Genomic DNA, 23,160 nt, shown 5'->3' with positions numbered 1-23,160 from the left:
AACTTATTTCTTTATCTTAAAATTTATAATCTAATACTATCACCGAATTTATCCCATCCTCAGTTAAAGGCATAATATCGTCAGAAGCTACTCTAATATGATCATGGTGTTTTAAATAATCTTCTCTATCTTTCTCACTTAAAAACTCCATAACAAAAGCATAGCTAAAACCCTTATTTAAATTTTCAGGGCTACAATTTCTGCTAAAACTAAAAGATTTAATTTGTGGAATAGTAGTATTTTTTAAATTTCCTAACTTTGCTAAAGCCTGCTATATTTGCCTTTCTGAAGCAGTTATTGCAAATTTAAATAATACTATATGTTTGAGCATATCAATATAATTCTTAAGATTATTTTTTATTTTCAACTTTTCTTTCTTGATCTATCATAGCCATGGCATTCATAAATTCTAATACTCTTACATCACTAAAGATCTGATCAATAGCTTTATCGTTAAAGGTTAGTCCGACATCTTTACCTTTCACGTCAACTACTAAAAATTCACCGTCTTTCAATTCAGAATTTTTACTAAAAGCTTCTATTGCCCTAAAGCCGTATTGCTTTATTACTGAAGATTGTTTTCCTAGATTTAAAGCAAATTCCTTGGAATCTTCTATTTTATTAAGCACCGGTATAATAGCATTATTAGTATAATTCACAAAATTATTTATAACCGCACTCGGATCCGATAATTTTATTACGCTTTCTAGATTCATAGGATTCTCTAAATTAGGCACATCAATATCAATAGCAAAATTAAAATCATCCATTACAAGATTAGTTTTACCGAATAATTTTTTTTCTTCGGGATCAAACTCACCTTTTAAATTAAATTCGGAATTATTTATTTTTGCAAAAACACCCATTACTTTTTCCCCGTCTTCTTGAGTAATAGGACTAGTTAGTTTAAAAATTTTATCTAACTCAGCTCTTTTGTTTAAACCATTACTAAAGTAACGTCCTAAAGCTTCAACTGCCGTTTTTTGGTATGTTTCAGAAGGTTCTATAGTAGATTTAATATTTAAAGCAAAATCAAAAATTTTATCTTTTTCTATATTTAATTTGTATAAATTACTTTCTATTTTTCCTTTTCTTTCAAAATCACAAGCAAATAAAAACGGCTTACCTTTTACTAATTCTCCTAATATCTGCATAAAAATAACAGCATGCATATTCTCATCTTGCTTTTGATCTAGAGAAAAGTTTTGAATTAATAATTTCCCAAGAGCTAATAGCTCATCACTATATTTAAGCTTTAATTGGCTATTATAAGTAATTGGCACATTTAACGCATCCAACTGTGCTATATCATATTCAAATGAGTTAAAATTAGCTTCCTCTCCTATTTTATCTCTTAAAAATTTAAAAACTTTATCAGATAAATTTTTACTATAGTTTTCAGAAGTAAAAGAAACGGTGCTTTTTCCATCCACAGTTAATAAATTAAGATTATCCGATGTTTTAGTATTAGTAATTACAGAATCACTAATATCACTCTCTGCTAATTTTTCTGCATCTAGAGAATTATAAAGAGTTGATTTATTGTCACTCAAGCTTAATTTCCAATAATCAGGCTCTCTATTAAACAAAGATTTTCTAAACCAAATTGTTGTATGATGATCAGGTGAGTAAAAAATATTTTTTTCACCTTGAGCGGTAGTAATTTTTACATTATTTCCGTAAGAATCAATTTTTGTAATATTCAAAAACGGTATATGCCTAATAACTATTTCATCAAAATAAAAATCTATAGGTTTTAACATTACTTTATTTAAAGTAACACTAAATCCATATTTATTAACTTTTATTGCATCATAAGTTATATATTCTTCATATTTATCAAGAATAGAGATAATATTCTCTTTACTTTGATGTTCAAATTTATAGGCAGCGTATTCCCACCCCACTAATATTAAAGCTAAAAAGCTTATTATAATAAATCGTATTTTCATCTTTTCTACTGTAAAAAATTATTAAAAATCAAAAATGTTATTTCTGCGTAGATACCAAATCGTCATTGCGAGCAGGCGTAGACTGCGTGGCAATCTTTTGTTTGTTTGCTGAGATTGCTTCGTCGACATAAATGTCTTCTCGCAATGATGATGAAACCGAATCATGCAACAAAACCGGTATGACATCGGAGCGCTTTTCAAGTCCAAAATAGCATATATCACTTAAAAAATATATTTATTTTTCTTTTAAACGATCAGCTATTAGCTGATATGATTCAAAAACCTTATTTGGTTCTTTTTCAAGCAATTCAAATCCTAATTTTTCATTACTGTTAATATGCCATAATCTACAATTATCCGGACTAATTTCATCAGTTAACATAATGATAGATTCTTCACCGTTAAACACACGCCCAAATTCTAATTTACACTCAACAAGCCGAATCCCGACACCAATAAATAAGCCGCTTAGAAAATCATATATACGCAAAGCTTGCTCTTTTACCGCTTTAATTTCATCCCTAGTTAACCAGCCAAAATTTAATATTTGATACTCATTAACTATCGGATATTTAAATTCACGACTTCGGACCTTAAAATCAATGATCGGTTTATCAAATACATACCCTTCATCCATTCCGAATTCTTTTACAAATCTACCGCACGCTACCGATGATATTATTACTTGTATTGGGAAAACTTCGACATATTGAATTAATTGCTCCCTCATATTTATTTTTTCGATAAAATGATTTTCAATGCCAATCATTTCCAGTTTATCCATTAGAAAGGAAGAAATATTATTATTAAGCACTCCTTTACCTGATATATCAACAGTCTCGCCGGTTTCTAAAATAGCCTTATCGGAAAAAGCCATTATAAGTAAAAAATCTTCTTCGGCGGAATATAAAATTTTACTTGAACCTTCATATAATTTTTTTTTCATTTATTTGTCTCAAAATTCATCTTCCTCGTCATTGCGAGGAAATTACGCAAATAATTGACGAAGCAATCTCAGGAGTTTGTTATTATTTCATGAGATTGCCACACAGCCTACGGCTGCTCGCAATGACGACTCTGGTATCTACAAGCATATCATTAAAATCCCTGAAGATCATGAGGGCCTATAATTGCCGATGTAGTAGCACCGCTAAATATTTTATTTGCCGTATTAATAATATCATCAGCTTTTATACTCATGATAATTTCCATAATCTCTTCAGGAGAAATATATTTACCGAAAACAGAATAATTTTTACCTATTTCTTCTGACTTATAGGTATTTTTCTCTTGAGCCATTTGTAAATTACTACGAAGTTGTGTTTTAGCTCTAATAATCTCTTCTGTGTTTACTTTTTCAGTCATTTTTATTATTTCGTTTTTAATCTCTCTATATAATAATTCTAACTTGTCATGTGCAGTGGATGCATAAATTGTAAACACTCCACTATCAAAATAAGCACTATTATAACTACCTACTGCATATGCTAAACCTAATTTCTCACGAATAGTTTGGAATAAACGCGATGACATACCGCCGCCGAATATTATAGAAAGTAGATGGGTTTGGTAAAGCTTTTCTAAATTAATATATGATGTACCTTCAAACCCTAGCACTAAACTAGTTTGCTCTAACTCCTTATTAATAAAGCCGCTTCCGCCTATATATTTTGCCGGAATAAAGCTACTTTTTACTCCTTGCTTCAAAGAAGAAAATAACTGTTCCGCTATAATTACTATTTTATTATGATCAATATTACCGGCAATTGATAAATAGAGATTTTCGGCATTATAATGTTTACCTATAAAATTAAAAAAATGTTCTTTCGTAAAAGTTGCAAGGGTTTTAGCAGTACCTAAAATCGACTTACCTAATGGTTGCTCTCTATAAACTTTATTATAAAATTTCTCATATACTAGGTCATCCGGATTATCCTGATGATGAGCAATTTCTTGCATTATCACCTGATATTCCTTAGTTATTTCTTCGTCAGCAAAAATAGAGTTTTGAATTATATCGGTAAGTATATTAAGTGCTTTATCACAATTTTCAGACAAGACTCGTGCATAATATACCGTATTCTCATGACCGGTATAGGCATTAAAATGTCCGCCTATAGAGTCAAATTCTTCCGCTATCTGTTTTGCCGTTCTAGTTTTCGTACCTTTAAAAGCCATATGCTCAAGAAAGTGAGATATGCCTTCCTCTTCTGCATTTTCATAACGTGCTCCAACTTTAGCAATTAAATTTATTGCTACCGAATTAACATAAGGCATATTATATGTTAAAATTGTCAAACCGTTTTTTAATTTACTAACGTTAAAATTTTCTTTCATAATTTATTTTTTATTTTCTAAAACGTCATTGCGAGGAGACGTTGTTACGTGGATCGATTTTCCGTCATTACGAGAAGAATTACGTAGTAATTCGACGAAGCAATCCAGTAAAAAATTCTGTAAATCAGAATTTTTTTAATTATTTTTCTGGATTGCCGTGTCGCTTCGCTCCTCGCAATGATGACTTGGTATCCATGCAATAATGCCTATAGTCGCTCGCAATGACGTTTTTTGATTTAAATAACGACTCTCTTAATTTCGCAAGCCTTAGAAACCTTGCAAAAGCAAAAATTATTGAATCTACAAAACCGTCAAAACCGAATACAAAATATCGTCTGATAAAAAATGCTTTAAAAAACCACCATAACATTTCAAATGCTATGCGGATATTTGAAACTTTTTTATCTTGCATCATTAAATCTTTTGTTTGCTCGCTAGAATAAAAATTTGCTTTAGTTACCAACTGCTCAATTGAAGTACCCGAATAATGATAAGCAGCTTCATTTAATAGATAAATTTTACCTGCAAAATCAACATCCTTATTAAATATCACCGAATCATGAGTAGTACTATTTACGGTATTTGCAAAGCTTGCAAATTTTTTATTATACAACCGAGTACATTTATTAAATGGAGCAAACATTCTTGGCTTTTGGTCATTACGATGCATTATTAACAGCTTTATTTGATAAGCTAGATATTGATCTTGATTCTTAGATACAAAAATATACTCTATTTCATCTTGTAACTCTTTAGATAACTCCTCATCGGCATCAATATTAAGGACCCAATCATTTACGCAAAGGCTTTCGGCAAAAGATTTCTGTCCTACATAACCAAGCCAAGGTTTTATCACTACCTTTGCCCCTAATTTTTCAGCTATACTAACTGTATCATCAGTACTTTCATTATCTACTACTATCACCTCATCGACAATATTTTTTACGCTATTTATAGCTATCGCTATCCTTGCCGCTTCATTTTTAGTAATAATAAATGCTGAGATTTTTGCCATATACCTATACTTTAATGTCATTGCATGTATTCGGTGTCATTCCGTGACTTGACCAGTCTTGTTGCATAGATCAATTCCACCCTTGTCATACCGCGACTTGATCGCGGGATCCAGCTTAAAATACTAATATTAGTATTTTAAATTGTTTTTATGGACCCCGTAGACAAGCCACGGGATGACAACAAAAAATAAACCTACCCTATCATCCTAAACACCAACTTAACTACATAAGTCAAAAGTAATGTGGATAATAATCCGCTGAGCCATAGAATAATAAACCATTGCCACCCTTTTAGACAAGAGGTTATTTTTTTAATATATCGGATGATGAGATGATTTGCCACGGAATATATAATAACAATAGAATGTGTAGCCAAGTATGACAGGTAGGAATATTCCAGCCCCTATCAACAGTAAAGACTGTGACTCCGGTGCTGCTGCTGCAGTTTCAAGCGTAACTTTATAAGGAACGATATATGGCCATATGCTTATCGCAAGCCCTAAATATCCTAATAAAAATAACAAGATCGTATAAATAAACGGCTTTACTTCTTTTTTTTGCTTAACGGCTTTAATTAACTTGATAAATATTAAAGCAGTTACAATAGGTACAATAGATAAATAGTAAATATTAGGTACACTAAACCAACGATGATTTATGTGGTTATTTAAGAAAGGAACCCATAAGCTTACAAGTCCCATAAAAAGTGCAACATAAAATAAAATATATAAAGCAGATTTATAAGCCCAATCTTGTGTTTTCTTTTCTGTTTTCAGAATAAGCCAAGTAGCACCCAAGAGTGCATAACCGAATATTAATGCTATCCCCGTTATAACGGAAAAGGGAGTAAGAAAATCAAAGCTCCCCCCTGCAAATTCTCGTCCTTCTATCTCTATTCCTTGGACAAACGTACCAAGCATTAAACCTTGACAAAAAACAGCAAGCATAGAACCGAAATGAAAAGCGTAGTCCCAAATATAACGATGACCTATATGAGCCTTAAAACGGAATTCAAAAGCTACACCACGAAATATTAAGCCAAGTAACATTAATATAATAGGAATATATAAAGCCGGCATTAATAGCGAATATGCCAGTGGGAAAGCTGCAAATAAACCACCACCGCCAAGTACTAACCAAGTTTCGTTACCGTCCCAAAAAGGAGCAATAGAATTAATCATTTTATGACGGCAATCATCAGTAGGTGCAAACGGAAATAAGATCCCTACTCCTAAATCAAAACCGTCTAATAAAACATATAAACAAATAGCGGTAGCTATAAGCCCACCCCAAACAAGCGGTAAATCTATATAAGGTGCAAAATTTAACATAAGCTTATTACTTTTCTAATAATAGTTTATTCAAACCGATCTCTCCGTACATTTTTTATTATCTATCGCTTCTATACCTTTCTTTATCAAATGCATTATATAATATATACCCGCTCCGAAAATGATCACATACACTACTACAAAAGCAATTAGAGAAATAAATACATATTTGCCGAGTACCGGTGATACCGTATCTACGGTTTTTAAAATATTATACACTATATAAGGTTGTCTACCTACCTCGGTTACGAACCAGCCGGCAAGTACTGCAATAAAACCTGAAGGTGACATTAATATATACCAATATTGAAACCAATGCGTAGTATATAATCTTTTCTTCAAATAAAGATATAAACCGGCAATACCTGTAAATACCATTAAGAAACCGATTCCTACCATAATACGGAAGCTAAAGAATACTACTGCAACCGGCGGACGCTCTTCTTTTGTCCATTCTTTTAATCCTTTCACTTCACCGTCTAAACTATGCGTTAAGATTAAACTACTAGCATAAGGTATTTCTACAGCATATTTTGTTTTTTCTTCTTCCCCGTCAGGAAAGCCGATAAGATTAAAAGCTGCTCCTTTTTCCGTATTCCAAATACCTTCCATAGCCGAAACTTTAACCGGCTGATATTTAAGAGTATTTAAACCATGCAGATCACCGATAAATATTTGAATAGGTGCAACAATTAACGCCATTAACACCGCCATAAAAAGCATAATTTTAGCATGCTCTTTATAACGATTATTTAGTAAATAAAAGCTAGCTACACCACCGATAACAAAAGAAGTAGTTAAATAAGCCGCCGTAATCATATGGAAAAAGCGATATGGGAAAGAAGGGTTAAAGATAATTTCTAACCAATTCAAAGGATAAAAGAATCCTTCGCCTCGCAGTTCAAAACCAGCAGGCGTATGCATCCAGCTACTAGCTGCAAGTATCCAAAAAGCTGAGATTACAGTACCAACGGCAACTATTAACGTAGAAATAAAATGTACTTTTTTACTGACTTTATTAAAGCCGAATAACATTATACCTAAAAAAGAAGATTCGAGGAAAAAGGCAGTAAATACTTCAAAACCGAGAAGCGGACCAAGGACATTTCCAACCTTATCTGAAAAATTCGACCAGTTAGTCCCAAATTGATAAGACATTACAACGCCCGAAACTACTCCCATACCGAAAGTAACGGCAAAAATCTTCACCCAAAATTTGTATATTTCTTGATAAACCGGCTTTTTTGTTTTTAACCATAACCCTTCAATTACCGCTAAAAAGCTTGCAAGCCCTATAGTAAAAGCAGGAAATATTATATGAAAACTTACGGTAAAAGCAAACTGAATCCTCGATAATAATATTTGATCAAATTCCATATTTAAGCTGCTGTTTTAAGATTCAACGTCATTGCGAACGACTAAAAGGAGCATGGAAATCTAGAAAAATAATAAAAAAATTCTGTAAATCAAAATTTTTTACTGGATTGCTTTGTTAAAATTTTCAATTTTTCCTTGCAATGACAAAAAAAACTGAAGCACACAATAACATCAATACAGTATTTGATTTAATCATCCACCTTTGCTATTATTAAATTCTATCTGATTAGTTTTAACAAATTTTCCTTTTTCGGAGCTCCAATTATAATGAACATTTACTATTCTTACTTCTGTAACATTAATATCACCATTGGGTAATTGCGTTACATCATACCCTTTTCGGATAGAATCCGTAATTAATAAACTTGCTTGACAAATATATTTTACATCAAAGAACGGAGAATCGTCTTCCTTAGACTTTTCTTGTTCTTCTAAAAAATTATTAGATAATTCTTTTTCTTGCATTTCTAATGATTTTAAAGTTATTTTCTGAATTTTGTAGCATTATTTAAGGTAAGAAGCAAGGCTTGTTTATTATTTTTCCATAGATTTAATATTTTTAGGTATATTTTTGCAAAATAATTAAATTATATGCTCCAAAATAACACGAATTAATATATTATTTTAAAATCGAGGTACATTATCGTGATAAAATACCCTACTTTATCTAAATCAACATTTAGCTTAGGTATTTATTTTTTAAAATTCAATAAAGTTAAAATTACTTTATTGACTGTAATTTGTATTTTACTCGGTATGATTCCGGCGATTGATAGTATATTACTTCAGAAAATCATTGATTTAATAGAATCTTTCAGCGATGAGAACGCTAATAATCTTTTATCTTCCATGATTTACTGGGCAGTATTTTATGCTCTTTGGTGGGAGAGTATTAATATAGCATATCGTTCATATGATTATTTGTATCTAAAGACTATGCCCGTAATAAAAGGGAAAATACTAAATGAACTTTATAATTATACCCAATATCATAGCCATAAATTCTTTCAGGATAATCTAGCAGGACATATTAGCAATCGTATTACCGAAACCGCAAGATCATTTGAGATGATCATTTCAATATTCGGCGAAAAAATTCTTCATAAACTTGCCATTATTGTATTTGCGTTAATTGCTTTATATTCCGTACATTACGTTTTTGCTACGATATTTATTTTATGGATTACGGTTTTTTTAGGACTTAGCGTTCTTTTCTCAGATAAAATCAATAAATACTCGTTAAATTATGCTAGAAGCCAATCTTTTGTTGCCGGCAGTATTGTAGATGCAATTAGCAATATTAATTCGGTTAGAATGTTTACAGCCCATAAGTTTGAACGTCAACATCTAGAAACAAGAGTAGAAAATGCCGTAGCCGATGAGCAAACTATGCAATTCTTTATGTTCAAATTGCGTTATGCTCTTGGGACTTCTTGTTCAATAATGATTTTTATAATGATTTATTATTTATCTAAACTTCGTAGCGAATTATCTATAAGCATAGGTGATTGCGTATTAGTGCTAACATTATGTATAAATGTAGCAGACGATATTTGGGATTTAACGCAAGAAATCGGTGATATGTTTGAGCAGGTCGGAGCATTTAATCAAGGTTTATCCCTAATGGCACCGCATATTATAACGGATATTGAAAATGCTACTCCTTTAGATATCAAAGAAGGTGTTATTGAATTTAGAAATGTTACGTTTAATTATCACCATAATAACAATCTATTCTATAATAAATCAGTATTAATACCGAGTAAACAAAAAGTAGGGCTAGTCGGCTTTTCCGGTTCAGGAAAAACCACTTTTATTAGTTTGCTCACTAGGTTACATGATATAGAAGAAGGGATGATTTTAATAGATAATCAAAATATTAAAAACGTAACTCAAGACTCTCTTAGAAAAGCTATTAGCCTTATACCGCAAGAACCGGTACTTTTTCATCGTACTATTTTGGAAAATATCAGATACGGAAAAAAAGAAGCTACTCTTGAAGAGGTTATAGAAGCAGCAAAAGCTGCACATATCCACGATGTTATCGATAATTTACCGGACGGTTACGATACTATGTGCGGAGAGCGGGGAAATAATTTATCCGGCGGTCAGCGTCAAAGAATCATTATAGCAAGAGCTATCTTAAAAAATGCTCCTATTTTAATTCTCGATGAAGCAACAAGTAGTTTAGATAGCGAAACGGAAAGCCTAATTCAAGAGTCAATGGATTATTTAATGCAAAATAAAACCGTGATAGTTATTGCCCACAGATTATCTACTTTACTCAATATGGATAGAATTTTAGTTTTTGAAAAAGGTAGTATAATCGATGACGGTAGCCACGCAGAATTACTGAAAAATAGTAAGCTATATCAAAAATTATGGAACTCTCAAGTAAAAGGGTTGATAGTGTGAAGCAATTATTGTCATACCGTGGTCAAGCCACGGTATGACACCGAAAAAAACTGGATTCCTGCTTTCGCAGGAATGACATAGTACCAGCCTCAACCTTTAAACTAAGTCAGTAGGAGCCACCGCTTCTCCTGCTGCTTCAACTTGAAGTAGTTTATACTCTGTCATCGCTTTTATTGTACTCTCATGAGTATCTTCAATTTTTAAGATGCATAAAAACTCTAAAGACGGTACCAACTCAACTATCTTTTCTCTTAATTTTATTAGTATTTATTCTTAGAAGCATCTTTTGCAACCGGTAATATTTCTGCTTTCCATTGAACAAATGCGGCTAAATCTTTCTTGTCAATAGCCTTAATTGCCTTGTAATCATTCTTACGAAATGCGGATTCAAGCGTTAAAAGAGCTTTAAGAGGTCCATAAATTACTTCTTTATCACGGACCATTTGACCGTCAGGATCGAGTACATCCGGATTAGCACCATATTGTAAATATACTTTTACCATATCTGTACTCTGATGCCTATCCTCAAGATTTCTAGTTAAGTCTACTAAACTTTTAAATATGGTCTTTCCACAACGAATAAATTCCATATTAGCACCATAAGAGAGTAATTTAGTTACCATAGCTATATTTTTGTATAGGAAAGTAAATATTTCTAAATAACTAAAATTGTCATCTTTTACGTAATTAGGATCAGCCCCATTTTCAAGTAGAAATTCTACCATATCAAAATGTCCGGCTGTTATGGCAGTGTGTAAAACGGTTATACCGTTATTATAGTCAAGTATTATACTTGCCCCTTTTTCAAGTAAAAGCTTAGCTATCTCTTTCTGATTATTAATACACGCAAACCTTAAAAGACTGGAGGCCTCATGCTTCAACGTAGATACTTTTGTATTTGGATCAATATTTAAAGCAGTTAACATACTATCAACTAAATCATAATCACCTTGACAAATTGCTTTAACTATAGCAGTGTCAGGAGATCTTGCTATTTTATCTACATTGCAGTATGCCATATTGTACACATTAGAAATATTTGTATTTGGATCTTCAATCAAAGCTTTGAATTCTTTGACAAAACTTTCTCTAAAAAATTCATATCTTTTCATTTTATCTATATTATTAAATCCCATATTTTGCTGTTCTTCTATATCTTTACTGCTTAATATCTCATAAAATTTATCTCTAATCAGGTTCTCGTTTGTCATAGCATTTCCTTTCGTTATTCAATTAATAGTGTTTTGTATCGTACAGAAAAAATCATTTTATCAACAAATAGTTTATTTATTAGTAAGCAATCAATAAACTAAATATTATATTAAATATTGTCATATGCTGTTATAATAACTTCTTTAGCCACTAATATTTAAACAATGAAACTATCTGATTTTGACTTTGATTTACCAAGCGAACTTATCGCACAATATCCATCTAATAAACGTGACCACTCGGATTTGCTAATTGCTACCACACCGCTTATTAAAACCAAATTCTATAACATAATAAATTACTTAAAAGAAGGTGATTTATTAGTCTTTAATAATAGCAAAGTGATTAAAGCAAAGTTACATTTAGGGAAGAATATTACAATAAATTTGAATCAAAAATTACCTGATAATTGTTGGTCGTCTTTTGCAAAGCCTGCTCGAAAACTTAATATAGGCGATGAATTTTATTTTGATAATCATAAGGTAATTATTACCGCAAAACTTGCGATGGGCGAGATTAAAATAAAATTCGAGCTTGATAATATTTCTGTATTTGAATTCCTAGATAAATACGGTGAGATGCCGCTGCCGGTTTATATTAGGCGTTCACACTCATTATGTCATCCCGCGGCTACGACCACGGGATCCAAAAAATTTTTAAATAATGACTGGATACCGTGGTCAAGCCACGGGATGACAAACACTCAAAACGACAACGAACGCTATCAAACAATCTATAGTCAAATAGAAGGTTCAGTTGCAGCACCGACGGCAGGCTTGCATTTTACAAAGGATATACTTGATAAGCTTAAGGCAGAAGGTATACAAACTACATTTTTAACATTACATGTGGGAGCAGGAACTTTTTTACCTGTAAAAACCGAAAATATTCATGAGCATAAAATGCATACCGAATATTGCTCTATCACTCCTGAAACTGCTGAAATCATCAATAAAGCAAAGCAAGAAGGGAGACGTATTATCGCAGTCGGCACTACAACACTTAGAACACTTGAGAGTTCTTGCAATAAAGGCACTGTAAAAGCCGGTGATTTTGAAACCGATATTTTCATAACCCCAGGCTTTAAATTCCAAACGGCAGATATGCTACTTACTAATTTCCATTTTCCTAAATCTACTTTATTTATGCTTATATGTGCTTTTGCCGGATTTAAAGAGATGCATGAATTATATAAATATGCTATAAAAGAAAAAATGCGTTTTTTTAGCTACGGCGATGCAACCTTGTTGTACAGGAAGATATGAATAGTATAATAGAATATTCCTTTTTAACAAATCTTACTAAATACCCTTTATAGAAGAAGTTTGGCTTTTTGGGTCACGCGGGCGCGGTGATAATCGTGAACGTTCTGATATTGATATCGCCATCCTCTGCCCTAATGCAAATGAAGATGATTGGCAGCAAGTTTTAGAAATAATATATGATGCAGATACACTTTTGTGTACGATTTGATACATTAAATGATGATGATAAATTTAAACAAAATATCATTAATTTTAAAAAAATTCTTTATAAAAAAGGAGAAGCTCTAATGGAAAAAATATTGTGGCAAGATTATTTTAAAACACTAGGACAAGCTATACAACGCTTACACGAGGTTATAGAAAGAACTAAAGTAGATAAAGATCCTGTTCTTTTAGATGCTGCTATTCAGCGATTTGAATTCGTAATAGAACTATTTTGGAAAGTACTAGAGAAAATACTAACCCATGAAAAAATTGATAGTACTACTCCAAAAGATGTTCTAAGTAAAGCTTCTCAATTTAGTATGATTGATGATGAAAAAATGTGGCTTGGAATGCTTGATGATTGCAATAATACTTCTCATGTTTATAAATATGAAGATGCAAAACGAGTTTTTGAAAATATTAAATTATACCTACCGATTTTAGAAAAAACATATAATAAATTAGATAAAAAATATTTTGGATGATAAAATCCTCTACTTCATTAATACAATATATTTCAGAAAGCTTTAGACAAGATGAATTTAAAGGCGATTCTGCGCAGCGTAGAAAACTACGTGAGCACAGACGAGACCTGCAAAATTCGCTTGTATCAAGCTTTCTGAAATATATTGTACTAGATGCAAAACAAGCTGCTTTACTAGAAGAATTAAAACAACTGGCAACAGAACTTAATAAGCCAAAAAGTTTATTTAAATTCTTTAACCAAAATAATTTAAAAAGCGGAATTTATTTATACGGTCCGGTGGGCAGCGGTAAAACTATGCTCATGAATTCTTTTTTTGAAGAATTAACCACACCTAAAATAATAATACACTATCAGAACTTTATGCAGGAAATTCATAAATCTATGCATAAATTACAAACAGAAAATCAGAAAGATATCATTCCTAAAATTGCTAAAAACTATGCTAAACAAACTAAAGCGTTATGTATAGATGAGTTTGAAATTAAAGACATTACAGATGCAATGATAATCGGTAGATTATTTGATGAATTAATAAAGCAAAATATTTTTATTTTTATAACCTCTAACACGAGTCCCAATAATCTTTACAAAGACGGGTTACAACGAGAATCTTTCTTACCTTTTATAAAGATAATCAATAATACATTTTATGTTAAATATCTAGATAATCACCATGATTATCGATTTGATAAAGCGTTAGGAGTTAAAGGAGAAAGGATAATTTATCCCTTAACTTTAGAAAACCAAAACAAACTTGAAAAAATTATCACGGAGATTAGTGATAATAATCTTGTTTCTCAAAATATACAGGTTCTAGGTAGAGAAATATCGTTTCAAAAAGTGCATAAAAGAATATTAGTAACAGATTATAATGAATTATTTGCAAGAGACTTAAGCTATATCGATTATGTTAATATTTGCCAAAATTTCAACGTTATTATAGTGGGGAACGTTCATACTATCGATGCTAACGATACAAATACAGCCGTTAGATTTATCAACTTTATCGATAATGCCTATTTCTATAAAATACTCTTATTTATGAGCTTAGAAGATAACCCAAATAAAATATATCAAGGTTCAGCACGAGCCGCAGAATTTAAACGCACTATTTCAAGACTAAATGAAATGAATAGCGAATCTTATTTATTAAATAATGATTTTAAGAATTAACTTCCTTAAGAGGTTGAAATATGAATACTAATTATTGTTTACAGATGACCTCTAAGAAAACTTAATAAATTTATCAATATTGACCTTTATATCGTCTTCTAAATGCTCTTCTGTTGTCTGATCTACATAAAAAGGATAATAATCGCATGACATATAATTTGCCATTCTTTTATAAAAACTTCTAGAGGGAGTTGTACCGTGATCAATTTCTACTACTTTGCATTTTGGAGCCGCAAAAATAAGGTTAGCAAATCCTGATCCGTGCGGTCCAACTATTATTTTTGCTTTATTAAAAAGCTGGGCCTGTTCATACGGGGAGGATAGCTCTAGATATATTACCTTAAAACCGAGTCTCTCAATTTTTTCTATTAATTCCTCTTCATTAACTATTTTTCGGGTAGAAGATTTACGAGAAATATATATTTTATTGTATGCTTTACTATTATCTTTAATAAAAATATTTCTTAAATCTTTTTTTAAGCATAAAGGCAAAGGCGTACCTTTTACCGGAATAAACGGTACAGATGAAACAATTAGTCTAGTAGCTTGAATTATACAGTCACTATTTACTACAAAAAGCTTATCTTCCGATATATCTAAATAATTTAATACTATTTCTAATGACTTAATTTGCCATGAATATTTTAAATTATTAATATAGATACGGTCATATTCAAGATCTGATTCTTTTAATATAATTAATCTAGGCAAAATTTGTAGCAGCCAATGATACCAATTTTCAGAACCAGAAGATGAAATTACTGCTAATTTTCCATTAAAATATAAATATAAAGGATTTTCTGTATTAATATCTCGTTTTTTATTTAATAAACGATGTTGATCACCTAAGCTTGTTTGAGTATCTTGTAGAATATAACCTTCTTGAGTTAAAATTCCACCTTCATTAATTACTATGCCGTTTGGTAACTCTAAAATAATTTCTTTAAATAGCTTTTTAATTTCTATGTTAGACTTTAGCGATCTATGGAAATAAATTGATGTTTATTCTTTAATGCGTAAGCATTACTAATATAGAGAAAGGTAAAAATTATGAATGTAAAATACCTCATAAAGAAAAAGAAAGATAATTAAAAATTTGCATTGCAAGCTTGGCAGCGACCTACTCTCCCATGCCTTATAACATAGTACCATTAGCGCTATGAGGTTTCACGTTCGAGTTCGGGATGGGATCGTGTGTTTCACTCATGCTATAACCACCAAGCTAGCAATACAAACTTTTAAAAAGATAGATTTGTATTATAGTTTGCTGTTAATGTTATTGCACGACTCAAAAAAAGTCTTAACATCATATCTTAACTTTTACTACGATACTCAGCAAAATAATTTTTACTGGATACCGTGGTCAAGCCACGGTATGACATTGGTCATGCAACAACATTTTTATTCATTGATAAAGCTAATTTAACCTGATAACTTTGTGAGTTGATACTACATTTTTATAGAATTAACACTATATGCATATATGTAATCTCACAGCAAAGTAAATCAATCGAGCTATTAGTATCGGTTAGCTACACACATTACTGTGCTTCCACACCCGACCTATCAACGTGGTGGTCTTCCACGGCTCTAATGGGGAAGTCTAGTTTTGAGGGTGGTTTCCTGCTTAGATGCATTCAGCGGTTATCCCTTCCGTACTTAGCTACCCAGCTGTGCCATTGGCATGACAACTGGTCCACCAGGGGTACGTCCACCTCGGTCCTCTCGTACTAAAGGCAGATCCTCTCAAACTTCCTACACCCACGGCAGATAGGGACCGAACTGTCTCACGACGTTCTAAACCCAGCTCACGTACCACTTTAATCGGCGAACAGCCGAACCCTTGGGACCTTCTCCAGCCCCAGGATGTGATGAGCCGACATCGAGGTGCCAAACGATTTCGTCGCTATGGACGCTTGGAAATCATCAGCCTGTTATCCCCGGAGTACCTTTTATTCGTTGAGCGATGGCCCTTCCACTCGGGACCACCGGATCACTATGACCGACTTTCGTCTCTGCTCGTCTTGTCAGACTCGCAGTCAGGCTAGCTTATGCCATTGCACTCTAAAAGTTGATTTCCGACCAACCTGAGCTAACCATCGCGCGCCTCCGTTACTCTTTGGGAGGCGACCGCCCCAGTCAAACTACCCACCATGCATTGTCTCGGATCCTGATTCAAGGATCTCGGTTAGATGTCAAGAACCAAAAGGGTGGTATCTCAAGGATGACTCCACAAAGGCTGACACCTTCGCTTCGTAGTCTCCCACCTATCCTGCACATCCGATTCCTAACACCAGTGCAAAGCTATAGTAAAGGTTCACGGGGTCTTTCCGTCTGACCGCGGGAACTCCGCATCTTCACGGAGAATTCAATTTCGCTGAGTCGATACTGGAGACAGTGGGGAAATCGTTACGCCATTCGTGCGGGTCGGAACTTACCCGACAAGGAATTTCGCTACCTTAGGACCGTCATAGTTACGGCCGCCGTTCACTGGGACTTCAATTCAGAGCTTGGCACCCCTCCTTTTAATCTTCCAGCACTGGGCAGGCGTCAGACCCTATACGTCGTCTATTGACTTTGCAGAGCCCTGTGTTTTTAATAAACAGTCGCTACCCCCTAGCTTGTGCCACCTGTACATGGTTGCCCATATACAGGTCATCTTTCTTCCGAAGTTACAGATGCAATTTGCCTAGTTCCTTCAGTATCGTTCTCTCAAGCGCCTTGGTATACTCTACCTGTCCACCTGTGTCGGTTTCGGGTACGGTCTATAATGAAGGTGTTATTTCCTGGGAAATATTCACTGCACAATCAATCCAATAAGACTGTACAATTTACTATTTTCGTCACATCCTTCAGGTTCAGGAATATTAACCTGATTCCCATCGATTACGCCTTTCAGCCTCATCTTAGGGGCCGACTAACCTTGCGCAGATTAACTTTACGCAAGAACCCTTGGACTTTCGGCGAGAATGTTTCTCACATTCTTTATCGCTACTTATGTCAGCATTCTCACTTCCGATACCTCCAGCAAACCTTACAGTTCACCTTCGTAGGCTTACGGAACGCTCCGCTACCATTTATGCCAAATGCATAAATCCGCACCTTCGGTACATGACTTGAGCCCCGTTACATTGTTGGCGCAAGAAAACTTATTTAGACTAGTGAGCTATTACGCTTTCTTTAAATGATGGCTGCTTCTAAGCCAACATCCTAGTTGTTTTGGTCTTCTCACATCCTTTAACACTTAGTCATGATTTAGGGACCTTAGATGGCGGTCTGGGCTCTTTCCCTCTCGACTATGGACCTTAGCACCCATAGTCTGTCTGTTATGCTGTACTCGTCGACATTCGGAGTTTGATTGAGTTTGGTAAGTCTGTGGGACCCCCTAGCTCATTCAGTGCTCTACCTTCGACGGTAATCGCTATAACGCTCTACCTAAATAGATTTCGCGGAGAACCAGCTATATCCGAGTTTGATTGGCCTTTCACCCCTAACCACAGCTCATCCCCTACTTTTTCAACAGTAGTGGGTTCGGTCCTTCAGCGGATTTTACTCCGCTTTCAACCTGGCCATGGCTAGATCACCCGGTTTCGGGTCTAATTCATCTAACTAAACGCCCTATTCAGACTCGCTTTCGCTACGCCTACACCTAACGGCTTAAGCTTGCTAGATAAACTAAGTCGCTGACCCATTATACAAAAGGTACGCCGTCACAAGACATATAAATACGCTTGCCCCGACTGCTTGTAAGCATTTGGTTTCAGATACTATTTCACTCCCCTTGTCGGGGTACTTTTCACCTTTCCCTCACGGTACTTGTTCACTATCGGTCACTAGAGAGTACTTAGGCTTAGAGGGTGGTCCCCCTATGTTCAAACAGGATTTCACGTGTCCCGCCTTACTCAAGGACTTCAAACTTTTTACCTATACGGGACTATCACCCTCTATGGTCAACCTTTCCATGTTGTTTTAGTTATTTTTTTGAAGCCACTGGCCTGGTCCGCGTTCGCTCGTCACTACTAACGGAGTCTCGGTTGATGTCCTTTCCTCCAGCTACTTAGATATTTCAGTTCGCTGGGTTTGCCTCATATAGCTATGTATTCACTATACAATACCTAATAAATTAGGTGGGTTTCCCCATTCGGAAATCTTCGGATCAAAGTTTATTCGCAACTCCCCGAAGCTTATCGCAGCGTATTACGCCCTTCATCGCCTTCTAGTGCCAAGGCATCCACCAAATGCTCTTATTATATTTACTTACGCTTTTAACTTGAGATTACACGATGCATACAGAATTAATTTCACAATTATTTTCAGTATCTACTCACGATATAAATTTTTATTATCGCGGTGTATTTAGTTTTTAGCTTTATCAACTTTTTAAACAGCTACAAAGTTTTACGTTTCAAACTTTGTGTGGTGATTTTATATCTATATTTTTAAAGCTTGTCAAACACTAATTTCAAATAATTTTAATTTTATTTTTCATGAAGGAGCTTAAAGTTATTTTAACCTCTTTTTATAAGTAGGCTTTGCCAGCTTTTTGTTTAGACTTGCGGTCCCTAATTTTGTATCTACCTTACCGCCTAAATCTTCAAAAAAGAACCTGCCTTTTTATAAAACATGATTTACTGCTTTCATTTCTCCTTCTCTGTTTATCAAACCGCTTTGAGTTTTAACAAACAATAATTTACCGTCTTTTCTAAAGACTAGATTTTCATCAATTTCAAAATCTTTAGTCATACTTAAATTACCGTTCTTATCAAATTTACCTAAAACATTTTTCTGTAAATCAGCAAATTCGGCATGAGCGTATAATTTTGAAATTTCTTTTATTTGTTTTGGATCGTTTATACGTTCGCCGGCTTTGTTAATAAAGCCGCTAATTTCATATTGAGATATTTTACCGTGTGGAGTTTTTTTCACAAGAAATTGAGTTTCCGTAAGTAGCTTAGTTTGATCCTCTACTTCATCATCTACTATATTAATTACTTTTCTTTTTACAGAATAAATATCACTATTCTTTTCAAGCTTTGAGGTAAACTCCTTAACGTCTAAATTATCATTAAACCTAACTTCTTTTTTATCTTTACCCATAATAATACTCTTATTTTAATATTGTATCTTTTAAAATATTTGTACCACGTAAAAATTCTTCTATATTCAAAGCTTTTTTACTCTCTTGCTGAAGTTTTTTCACTCGTAATATACCACTTCCACAAGCTATTTCCAGCTTATCGCTAATAACGGTACCGGAAGTAAAGTGATGATCCGTATTTAAATATTCTGCTTCAAGGATTTTAATTATTTTATCATTATAACTAAAATATGCTCCGGGCCAAGGATTCATCCCCCTTATTTTACAATCTATTTTATATGCGGATTCATGCCAATTAATCTTTCCTTCTTCCTTTGTTAGTTTATGAGCATACGTAATACCGTCGCTTGACTGTTTTATCGGTACTATATTATCGATATTTGCGAGTGTTTTAATTAATAACTCCGCTCCGAGATTTGCACATTTATCATACAATTCTTCCAATGTTGTTTTTTCTTCTAAATTAAAATCTTCTTTCATCAATATATCACCCGTATCAAGCCCTGCATCCATACGCATAATACATACGCTACTTTTCCGGTCGCCCTCTATAATAGTATGCTGCAGAGGAGCCGCTCCTCTGTGGCGAGGCAAATCGGATGGATGGATATTAAGACAGCCGTATTTTTTAGCTTCTAATATAGCTTTCGGCACAATAAAACCATATGCAATAACAACTATAATATCAGCATTAACTTTATTAATTCGATTTATTATTTCATCATTACGAAGAGTAGAAGGAGTATAAACAGGAATTTGATGCTCAAATGCTAATTGATGTATGGGAGATTTAGCTAAGTTAAGTCCTCTGCCCTTAGCTTTAGGTTGCTGGGTAAAAACAGCTCTAACTTCATGATGAGTTATAAGTTTTTTAAGAGCGGGAACGGCGAATTCAGGCGTTCCCATAAAGATTACTTTCACACTATATTATTTTTGAGTTTCTTAAGCTTACGAAGTACTACATCTCGTTTCAAATTACTTAAATAATCAATCATAAGCTTACCTTCTAAATGATCATACTCATGCTGGATAACTCTTGCAAGCCAATCATTTGCCTCAAGCTCTTGTTGCTTATTATGATAGTCTAAATACCTAATCTTTATAGATTCCGGTCTTGCCACCTCAATACGTTGCTCCGGTAATGAGATACAACCTTCGTTAGCCGTAACTAGCCCTTCTGATTTTTCTATTATTTCAGGATTCACTATAAAAAGCGGATACAAATCTTTTGGTCTTTCTACCGAATCATGATCTTTTATATCAATTACTAAAATACGTTTCAATACCCCTACTTGTACTGCTGCAAGCCCTGCACCGTCTTCATGGTACATAGTTTTAAGCATATCATCCATAAATTTTCGTGTTTGATCGGTAAACTCTAAAACCGGCTGAGATTTCTGCTTTAATCTTTCATCAGGTGCCGTTACTATCGGTAATATTGACATAATTAAATCTTAATATTTTATTTTAATATACCATAAAATCACCAAAATGTAAAGAAAGCAAACCTACCTAATTCCAGCAATAGTTGCATAATAAACTCACCTATTTGCAATAATTTGTCGAATTAATAATATTTAGTAAAAAATAATAGCAAATATCAGATAACATGTTAATAAATAAGGCTTGCATAAAATTAAGGAGGAATAGTAATGCATTGGGGTGATATTGAAGAAATTGCCGAACAACTCGAAGAACATTGTAGCGATCAGTATAATGAAAAAAAAATTTCATTATTAAAGCTAGAGAAACTGATTAGAGATTTAAAGGACTTTGAAGATGAAGAAAAAAAAGTCGAAGAAGTTACATTAGAAGAAATTTTAGACAAATGGGAAGAATTACGTGAAGAAATGAGAGAAATCGATTAAGTAGCTTTTTGAGTTATTTTCAGGCATTTATAAATTAACTTTATAAAAATATATTATAATCAATAAAAATATGGCGACTGCCTGAAAAAAAACTCTTAAAGTCATTAGCTTTGAACTAAATTTCTTATTAAACTTTCCTCCGATAGCCATCGACACTACCCCTATAATAAGAACCGCAACGGTTAAACCAATCGCAATTAATAACCACATCATACTTTATTACCAATATATAACTTTCCACACAAAGATTATATACTTTTTCTCTTTTAAATCAATTATCTAATTAATATTAAAATAATAATTCAAGGGACACAAATATCTAATTTATCAAATATAGATAATTCAACAATTACTTTAAAAGAAAGAGAGATATTAGGTTCTTGCGTTCTTATTAATTTTTGCCCAAAAATATCTAAAAATACAAATAATTTAATTTTCCGCATGCAAGAACCTAGAGTATTTTAAGAAACCTCATCCTATTGCTGAAATATTTATTAATGCTCACGGTGGAACATGACTTAATCCATGCAAATTTGCTTAAATTAAGCTTTCTGAGTTACACTATATAATATTATCTATCAGTTTAACAAAAGCACCATTTCCTAAAACATTAGCACAAGTGATCACAGGATCAAACAAGATATAAAGAGCTGTAATCAGCGACATCATATTAGTATTAAAACCTAGATATTGTTCAAGTATAGGGAGCATTACAATAATTCCGCCACCTGGTATGGCTGCTACTGAAAATTTTGCCAATACAAAATAAAAAGTAAAAATAAGGTAATTAAATAAAGTAGGTTCAGCTAATCCATAACTCTTTAGTATGGCATGAGCCAAAATCGGTATGGCGAAACAATCGCCAACAAGATGAATATTTACTGTTATTGGTACAACGGTACGAGCGAGTGCTTTATTATTTGTATTATTTTCCGCTCCTATTATACTAAGTGGCATAACTTACAACACTAGACATTGCACTAAATCCACTTATAGACGCTGGCATCATATTACTAAGGCTAGCTATGAATTCCTTAACTCGACAGTTACTTAAAATAAAATAAGCAAGAAAGATATAGCCAAACTGAGCAAATGCGATTGTCACAAAAATAAACATATAATCTTTAATAATTATACCTAATACTTCATCAAACTGTAGTTTTACGATAAAGCCCATTATAAATAAAGGAATTACATAGATAAACAATCGCAATATTTTTGCAACAAATACTTCTATCTTGAAAGCCAATCCAATTGCAACTTCAGCACAAAATTTTGAGGAAATAAAGCCTAAGATAATACTACTAAATACGATTTTATCATTAGAAATAATATTAGGAAAATTAAGTAACCATAAAGGCTTTAAGCTATCATTTTCTATAGGAGAGATCATTGATAAATCGAATTGATATATGTATATACCTA

At 33.2% G+C, this 23,160-nt stretch carries 24 protein-coding genes, 2 rRNA genes and 4 pseudogenes; 8 read left to right on the top strand and 22 right to left on the bottom strand.

Features of this window, described 5'->3' with window-relative positions; genetic code table 11:
- Window positions 1-16: 16 nt before the first annotated feature.
- The 8 genes and pseudogenes from MB29_RS10520 to MB29_RS08685 all read right to left on the bottom strand — a co-directional run.
- Window positions 17-253: pseudogene (locus MB29_RS10520) on the bottom strand (Dabb family protein); the annotation flags it as partial.
- 97 nt (window positions 254-350) lie between these two features.
- Window positions 351-1,952 (bottom strand): hypothetical protein, encoded by a 1,602-nt coding sequence (locus MB29_RS05810; RefSeq protein WP_032139431.1) that lies wholly within the window; start codon window positions 1,950-1,952, stop codon window positions 351-353.
- A 37-nt stretch (window positions 1,953-1,989) separates the two neighbouring features.
- Complete coding sequence (locus tag MB29_RS13495; RefSeq protein WP_267881755.1) at window positions 1,990-2,124, bottom strand: hypothetical protein; 135 nt, start codon at window positions 2,122-2,124, stop codon at window positions 1,990-1,992.
- A gap of 63 nt (window positions 2,125-2,187) precedes the next feature.
- Complete coding sequence (locus MB29_RS05805) at window positions 2,188-2,898, bottom strand: phosphoribosylaminoimidazolesuccinocarboxamide synthase (protein ID WP_032139430.1); 711 nt, start codon at window positions 2,896-2,898, stop codon at window positions 2,188-2,190.
- Between the two features lie 152 nt (window positions 2,899-3,050).
- Window positions 3,051-4,289 carry a M16 family metallopeptidase gene (locus tag MB29_RS05800; RefSeq protein ID WP_032139429.1) on the bottom strand — a complete coding sequence of 413 codons (1,239 nt, stop codon included), beginning with the start codon at window positions 4,287-4,289 and terminating at the stop codon, window positions 3,051-3,053.
- Window positions 4,290-4,428: 139 nt separating this feature from the next.
- Window positions 4,429-5,304, bottom strand: a complete 876-nt coding sequence (locus MB29_RS05795; RefSeq protein ID WP_032139428.1) for a glycosyltransferase family 2 protein — start codon at window positions 5,302-5,304, stop codon at window positions 4,429-4,431.
- Window positions 5,305-5,616: 312 nt separating this feature from the next.
- On the bottom strand, window positions 5,617-6,636 hold the full coding sequence (gene cydB, locus MB29_RS05790) for a cytochrome d ubiquinol oxidase subunit II (protein ID WP_023507109.1): 1,020 nt from the start codon (window positions 6,634-6,636) through the stop codon (window positions 5,617-5,619).
- A gap of 30 nt (window positions 6,637-6,666) precedes the next feature.
- The gene (locus MB29_RS08685) at window positions 6,667-8,013 is read right to left on the bottom strand and encodes a cytochrome ubiquinol oxidase subunit I (protein ID WP_215426261.1); all 1,347 of its coding nucleotides are present in this window, start codon (window positions 8,011-8,013) and stop codon (window positions 6,667-6,669) included.
- Between the two features lie 20 nt (window positions 8,014-8,033).
- Between MB29_RS08685 and MB29_RS14315 the strand changes: the two are divergent.
- Window positions 8,034-8,126: pseudogene (locus MB29_RS14315) on the top strand (lytic transglycosylase domain-containing protein); the annotation flags it as partial.
- 79 nt (window positions 8,127-8,205) lie between these two features.
- On the opposite strand, the gene MB29_RS05780 reads toward MB29_RS14315, so the two are convergent.
- On the bottom strand, window positions 8,206-8,478 hold the full coding sequence (locus MB29_RS05780) for a DUF2671 domain-containing protein (protein ID WP_032139427.1): 273 nt from the start codon (window positions 8,476-8,478) through the stop codon (window positions 8,206-8,208).
- A gap of 180 nt (window positions 8,479-8,658) precedes the next feature.
- Here MB29_RS05780 and MB29_RS05775 point away from each other — a divergent pair, with 180 nt between their 5' ends.
- Window positions 8,659-10,428 carry an ABC transporter ATP-binding protein gene (locus tag MB29_RS05775; RefSeq protein WP_032139426.1) on the top strand — a complete coding sequence of 590 codons (1,770 nt, stop codon included), beginning with the start codon at window positions 8,659-8,661 and terminating at the stop codon, window positions 10,426-10,428.
- 96 nt (window positions 10,429-10,524) lie between these two features.
- Here the strand turns inward: MB29_RS05775 and MB29_RS12975 are convergent, their stop codons facing one another.
- The 3 genes and pseudogenes from MB29_RS12975 to MB29_RS14305 form a co-directional block, all read right to left on the bottom strand.
- Window positions 10,525-10,662 (bottom strand): hypothetical protein, encoded by a 138-nt coding sequence (locus MB29_RS12975; protein ID WP_233418976.1) that lies wholly within the window; start codon window positions 10,660-10,662, stop codon window positions 10,525-10,527.
- 26 nt (window positions 10,663-10,688) lie between these two features.
- Window positions 10,689-11,153 (bottom strand): hypothetical protein, encoded by a 465-nt coding sequence (locus MB29_RS14310; RefSeq protein WP_407690065.1) that lies wholly within the window; start codon window positions 11,151-11,153, stop codon window positions 10,689-10,691.
- A pseudogene (locus MB29_RS14305) lies at window positions 11,151-11,639 on the bottom strand (ankyrin repeat domain-containing protein); the annotation flags it as partial. The gene MB29_RS14310 and the pseudogene MB29_RS14305, both read right to left, overlap by 3 nt.
- A 165-nt stretch (window positions 11,640-11,804) precedes the next feature.
- Between MB29_RS14305 and queA the strand changes: the two are divergent.
- The 4 genes from queA to zapE are packed head-to-tail and all read left to right on the top strand — an operon-like array spanning window position 11,805 to window position 14,769.
- Window positions 11,805-12,905, top strand: coding sequence for a tRNA preQ1(34) S-adenosylmethionine ribosyltransferase-isomerase QueA (gene queA / locus MB29_RS05765; RefSeq protein WP_032139425.1), 1,101 nt, complete (start codon window positions 11,805-11,807; stop codon window positions 12,903-12,905).
- A 40-nt stretch (window positions 12,906-12,945) separates the two neighbouring features.
- Window positions 12,946-13,113: a nucleotidyltransferase family protein gene (locus MB29_RS10505; RefSeq protein ID WP_324607283.1), complete on the top strand. Its 168-nt coding sequence runs from the start codon at window positions 12,946-12,948 to the stop codon at window positions 13,111-13,113.
- Complete coding sequence (locus MB29_RS05760; protein WP_051965322.1) at window positions 13,082-13,594, top strand: HI0074 family nucleotidyltransferase substrate-binding subunit; 513 nt, start codon at window positions 13,082-13,084, stop codon at window positions 13,592-13,594. The genes MB29_RS10505 and MB29_RS05760 overlap by 32 nt, the downstream gene beginning before the upstream one ends.
- Window positions 13,591-14,769, top strand: a complete 1,179-nt coding sequence (zapE, locus tag MB29_RS05755) for a cell division protein ZapE (protein ID WP_084686930.1) — start codon at window positions 13,591-13,593, stop codon at window positions 14,767-14,769. Before MB29_RS05760 ends, zapE begins: the two co-directional genes overlap by 4 nt.
- A gap of 51 nt (window positions 14,770-14,820) precedes the next feature.
- On the opposite strand, the gene MB29_RS05750 is transcribed toward zapE, so the two are convergent.
- Together MB29_RS05750 and rrf are read right to left on the bottom strand one after the other, a co-directional pair.
- A complete protein-coding gene (locus MB29_RS05750; protein WP_051965321.1) occupies window positions 14,821-15,480 on the bottom strand; it encodes a glycosyltransferase family 61 protein in 660 nt (219 codons plus the stop codon).
- A gap of 396 nt (window positions 15,481-15,876) precedes the next feature.
- Window positions 15,877-15,991 (bottom strand): 5S ribosomal RNA (gene rrf / locus MB29_RS05745).
- 51 nt (window positions 15,992-16,042) lie between these two features.
- Here rrf and MB29_RS14495 point away from each other — a divergent pair.
- Window positions 16,043-16,195 carry a hypothetical protein gene (locus tag MB29_RS14495; RefSeq protein WP_233418974.1) on the top strand — a complete coding sequence of 51 codons (153 nt, stop codon included), beginning with the start codon at window positions 16,043-16,045 and terminating at the stop codon, window positions 16,193-16,195.
- Window positions 16,196-16,266: 71 nt separating this feature from the next.
- Here the strand turns inward: MB29_RS14495 and MB29_RS05740 are convergent.
- The 4 genes and pseudogenes from MB29_RS05740 to def all read right to left on the bottom strand — a co-directional run bounded on the left by MB29_RS05740 (window position 16,267) and on the right by def (window position 21,312).
- A 23S ribosomal RNA gene (locus MB29_RS05740) occupies window positions 16,267-19,028 on the bottom strand.
- 219 nt (window positions 19,029-19,247) lie between these two features.
- Window positions 19,248-19,695 (bottom strand): annotated as a pseudogene (locus MB29_RS08680) (hypothetical protein).
- 181 nt (window positions 19,696-19,876) lie between these two features.
- Window positions 19,877-20,788, bottom strand: a complete 912-nt coding sequence (gene fmt / locus MB29_RS05730; RefSeq protein ID WP_032139424.1) for a methionyl-tRNA formyltransferase — start codon at window positions 20,786-20,788, stop codon at window positions 19,877-19,879.
- Entirely contained in the window at window positions 20,785-21,312 is a 528-nt protein-coding gene (gene def / locus MB29_RS05725) for a peptide deformylase (protein ID WP_032139423.1), read from the bottom strand. The genes fmt and def overlap by 4 nt, the downstream gene beginning before the upstream one ends.
- Before the next feature lie 207 nt (window positions 21,313-21,519).
- Here def and iscX point away from each other — a divergent pair, with 207 nt between their 5' ends.
- On the top strand, window positions 21,520-21,735 hold the full coding sequence (gene iscX, locus MB29_RS05720; protein ID WP_032139422.1) for a Fe-S cluster assembly protein IscX: 216 nt from the start codon (window positions 21,520-21,522) through the stop codon (window positions 21,733-21,735).
- A gap of 27 nt (window positions 21,736-21,762) precedes the next feature.
- Here iscX and MB29_RS05715 read toward each other — a convergent pair whose 3' ends face one another.
- From MB29_RS05715 to MB29_RS10500, 4 genes are all read right to left on the bottom strand, one after another.
- A complete protein-coding gene (locus MB29_RS05715) occupies window positions 21,763-21,948 on the bottom strand; it encodes a twin transmembrane helix small protein (RefSeq protein WP_008580611.1) in 186 nt (61 codons plus the stop codon).
- An 89-nt stretch (window positions 21,949-22,037) separates the two neighbouring features.
- Window positions 22,038-22,178, bottom strand: coding sequence for a hypothetical protein (locus MB29_RS05710; RefSeq protein ID WP_032139421.1), 141 nt, complete (start codon window positions 22,176-22,178; stop codon window positions 22,038-22,040).
- 118 nt (window positions 22,179-22,296) lie between these two features.
- Complete coding sequence (locus tag MB29_RS08675; RefSeq protein WP_084686927.1) at window positions 22,297-22,692, bottom strand: cation:dicarboxylate symporter family transporter; 396 nt, start codon at window positions 22,690-22,692, stop codon at window positions 22,297-22,299.
- Window positions 22,682-23,128, bottom strand: a complete 447-nt coding sequence (locus MB29_RS10500) for a transporter (RefSeq protein WP_084686925.1) — start codon at window positions 23,126-23,128, stop codon at window positions 22,682-22,684. Before MB29_RS10500 ends, MB29_RS08675 begins: the two co-directional genes overlap by 11 nt.
- Window positions 23,129-23,160: the final 32 nt, after the last annotated feature.

The sequence above is a fragment of the Rickettsia tamurae genome (assembly GCF_000751075.1).
In the GTDB taxonomy this organism is placed as follows: Bacteria; Pseudomonadota; Alphaproteobacteria; order Rickettsiales; family Rickettsiaceae; genus Rickettsia; species Rickettsia tamurae.
The sequence above is the reverse complement of the archived record's forward strand: the minus strand, read 5'-3'. Positions and strand labels throughout refer to the sequence as shown.

Bases quoted from the DNA above. Each gene is read 5' to 3' on its own strand.
- MB29_RS05805 (WP_032139430.1), bottom strand. From the start codon at position 2,898: ATGAAAAAAAAATTATATGAAGGTTCAAGTAAAATTTTATATTCCGCC.
- MB29_RS05795 (WP_032139428.1), bottom strand. From the start codon at position 5,304: ATGGCAAAAATCTCAGCATTTATTATTACTAAAAATGAAGCGGCAAGG.
- def (WP_032139423.1), bottom strand. From the start codon at position 21,312: ATGTCAATATTACCGATAGTAACGGCACCTGATGAAAGATTAAAGCAG.
- cydB (WP_023507109.1), bottom strand. From the start codon at position 6,636: ATGTTAAATTTTGCACCTTATATAGATTTACCGCTTGTTTGGGGTGGG.
- MB29_RS08675 (WP_084686927.1), bottom strand. From the start codon at position 22,692: ATGCCACTTAGTATAATAGGAGCGGAAAATAATACAAATAATAAAGCA.
- MB29_RS14495 (WP_233418974.1), top strand. From the start codon at position 16,043: ATGTTATTGCACGACTCAAAAAAAGTCTTAACATCATATCTTAACTTT.
- MB29_RS05810 (WP_032139431.1), bottom strand. From the start codon at position 1,952: ATGAAAATACGATTTATTATAATAAGCTTTTTAGCTTTAATATTAGTG.
- queA (WP_032139425.1), top strand. From the start codon at position 11,805: ATGAAACTATCTGATTTTGACTTTGATTTACCAAGCGAACTTATCGCA.
- MB29_RS05780 (WP_032139427.1), bottom strand. From the start codon at position 8,478: ATGCAAGAAAAAGAATTATCTAATAATTTTTTAGAAGAACAAGAAAAG.
- MB29_RS05710 (WP_032139421.1), bottom strand. From the start codon at position 22,178: ATGCGGAAAATTAAATTATTTGTATTTTTAGATATTTTTGGGCAAAAA.
- MB29_RS05715 (WP_008580611.1), bottom strand. From the start codon at position 21,948: ATGATGTGGTTATTAATTGCGATTGGTTTAACCGTTGCGGTTCTTATT.
- MB29_RS08685 (WP_215426261.1), bottom strand. From the start codon at position 8,013: ATGGAATTTGATCAAATATTATTATCGAGGATTCAGTTTGCTTTTACC.
- MB29_RS05760 (WP_051965322.1), top strand. From the start codon at position 13,082: ATGATGCAGATACACTTTTGTGTACGATTTGATACATTAAATGATGAT.
- MB29_RS05800 (WP_032139429.1), bottom strand. From the start codon at position 4,289: ATGAAAGAAAATTTTAACGTTAGTAAATTAAAAAACGGTTTGACAATT.
- MB29_RS14310 (WP_407690065.1), bottom strand. From the start codon at position 11,153: ATGGTAGAATTTCTACTTGAAAATGGGGCTGATCCTAATTACGTAAAA.
- zapE (WP_084686930.1), top strand. From the start codon at position 13,591: ATGATAAAATCCTCTACTTCATTAATACAATATATTTCAGAAAGCTTT.
- MB29_RS10500 (WP_084686925.1), bottom strand. From the start codon at position 23,128: ATGATCTCTCCTATAGAAAATGATAGCTTAAAGCCTTTATGGTTACTT.
- iscX (WP_032139422.1), top strand. From the start codon at position 21,520: ATGCATTGGGGTGATATTGAAGAAATTGCCGAACAACTCGAAGAACAT.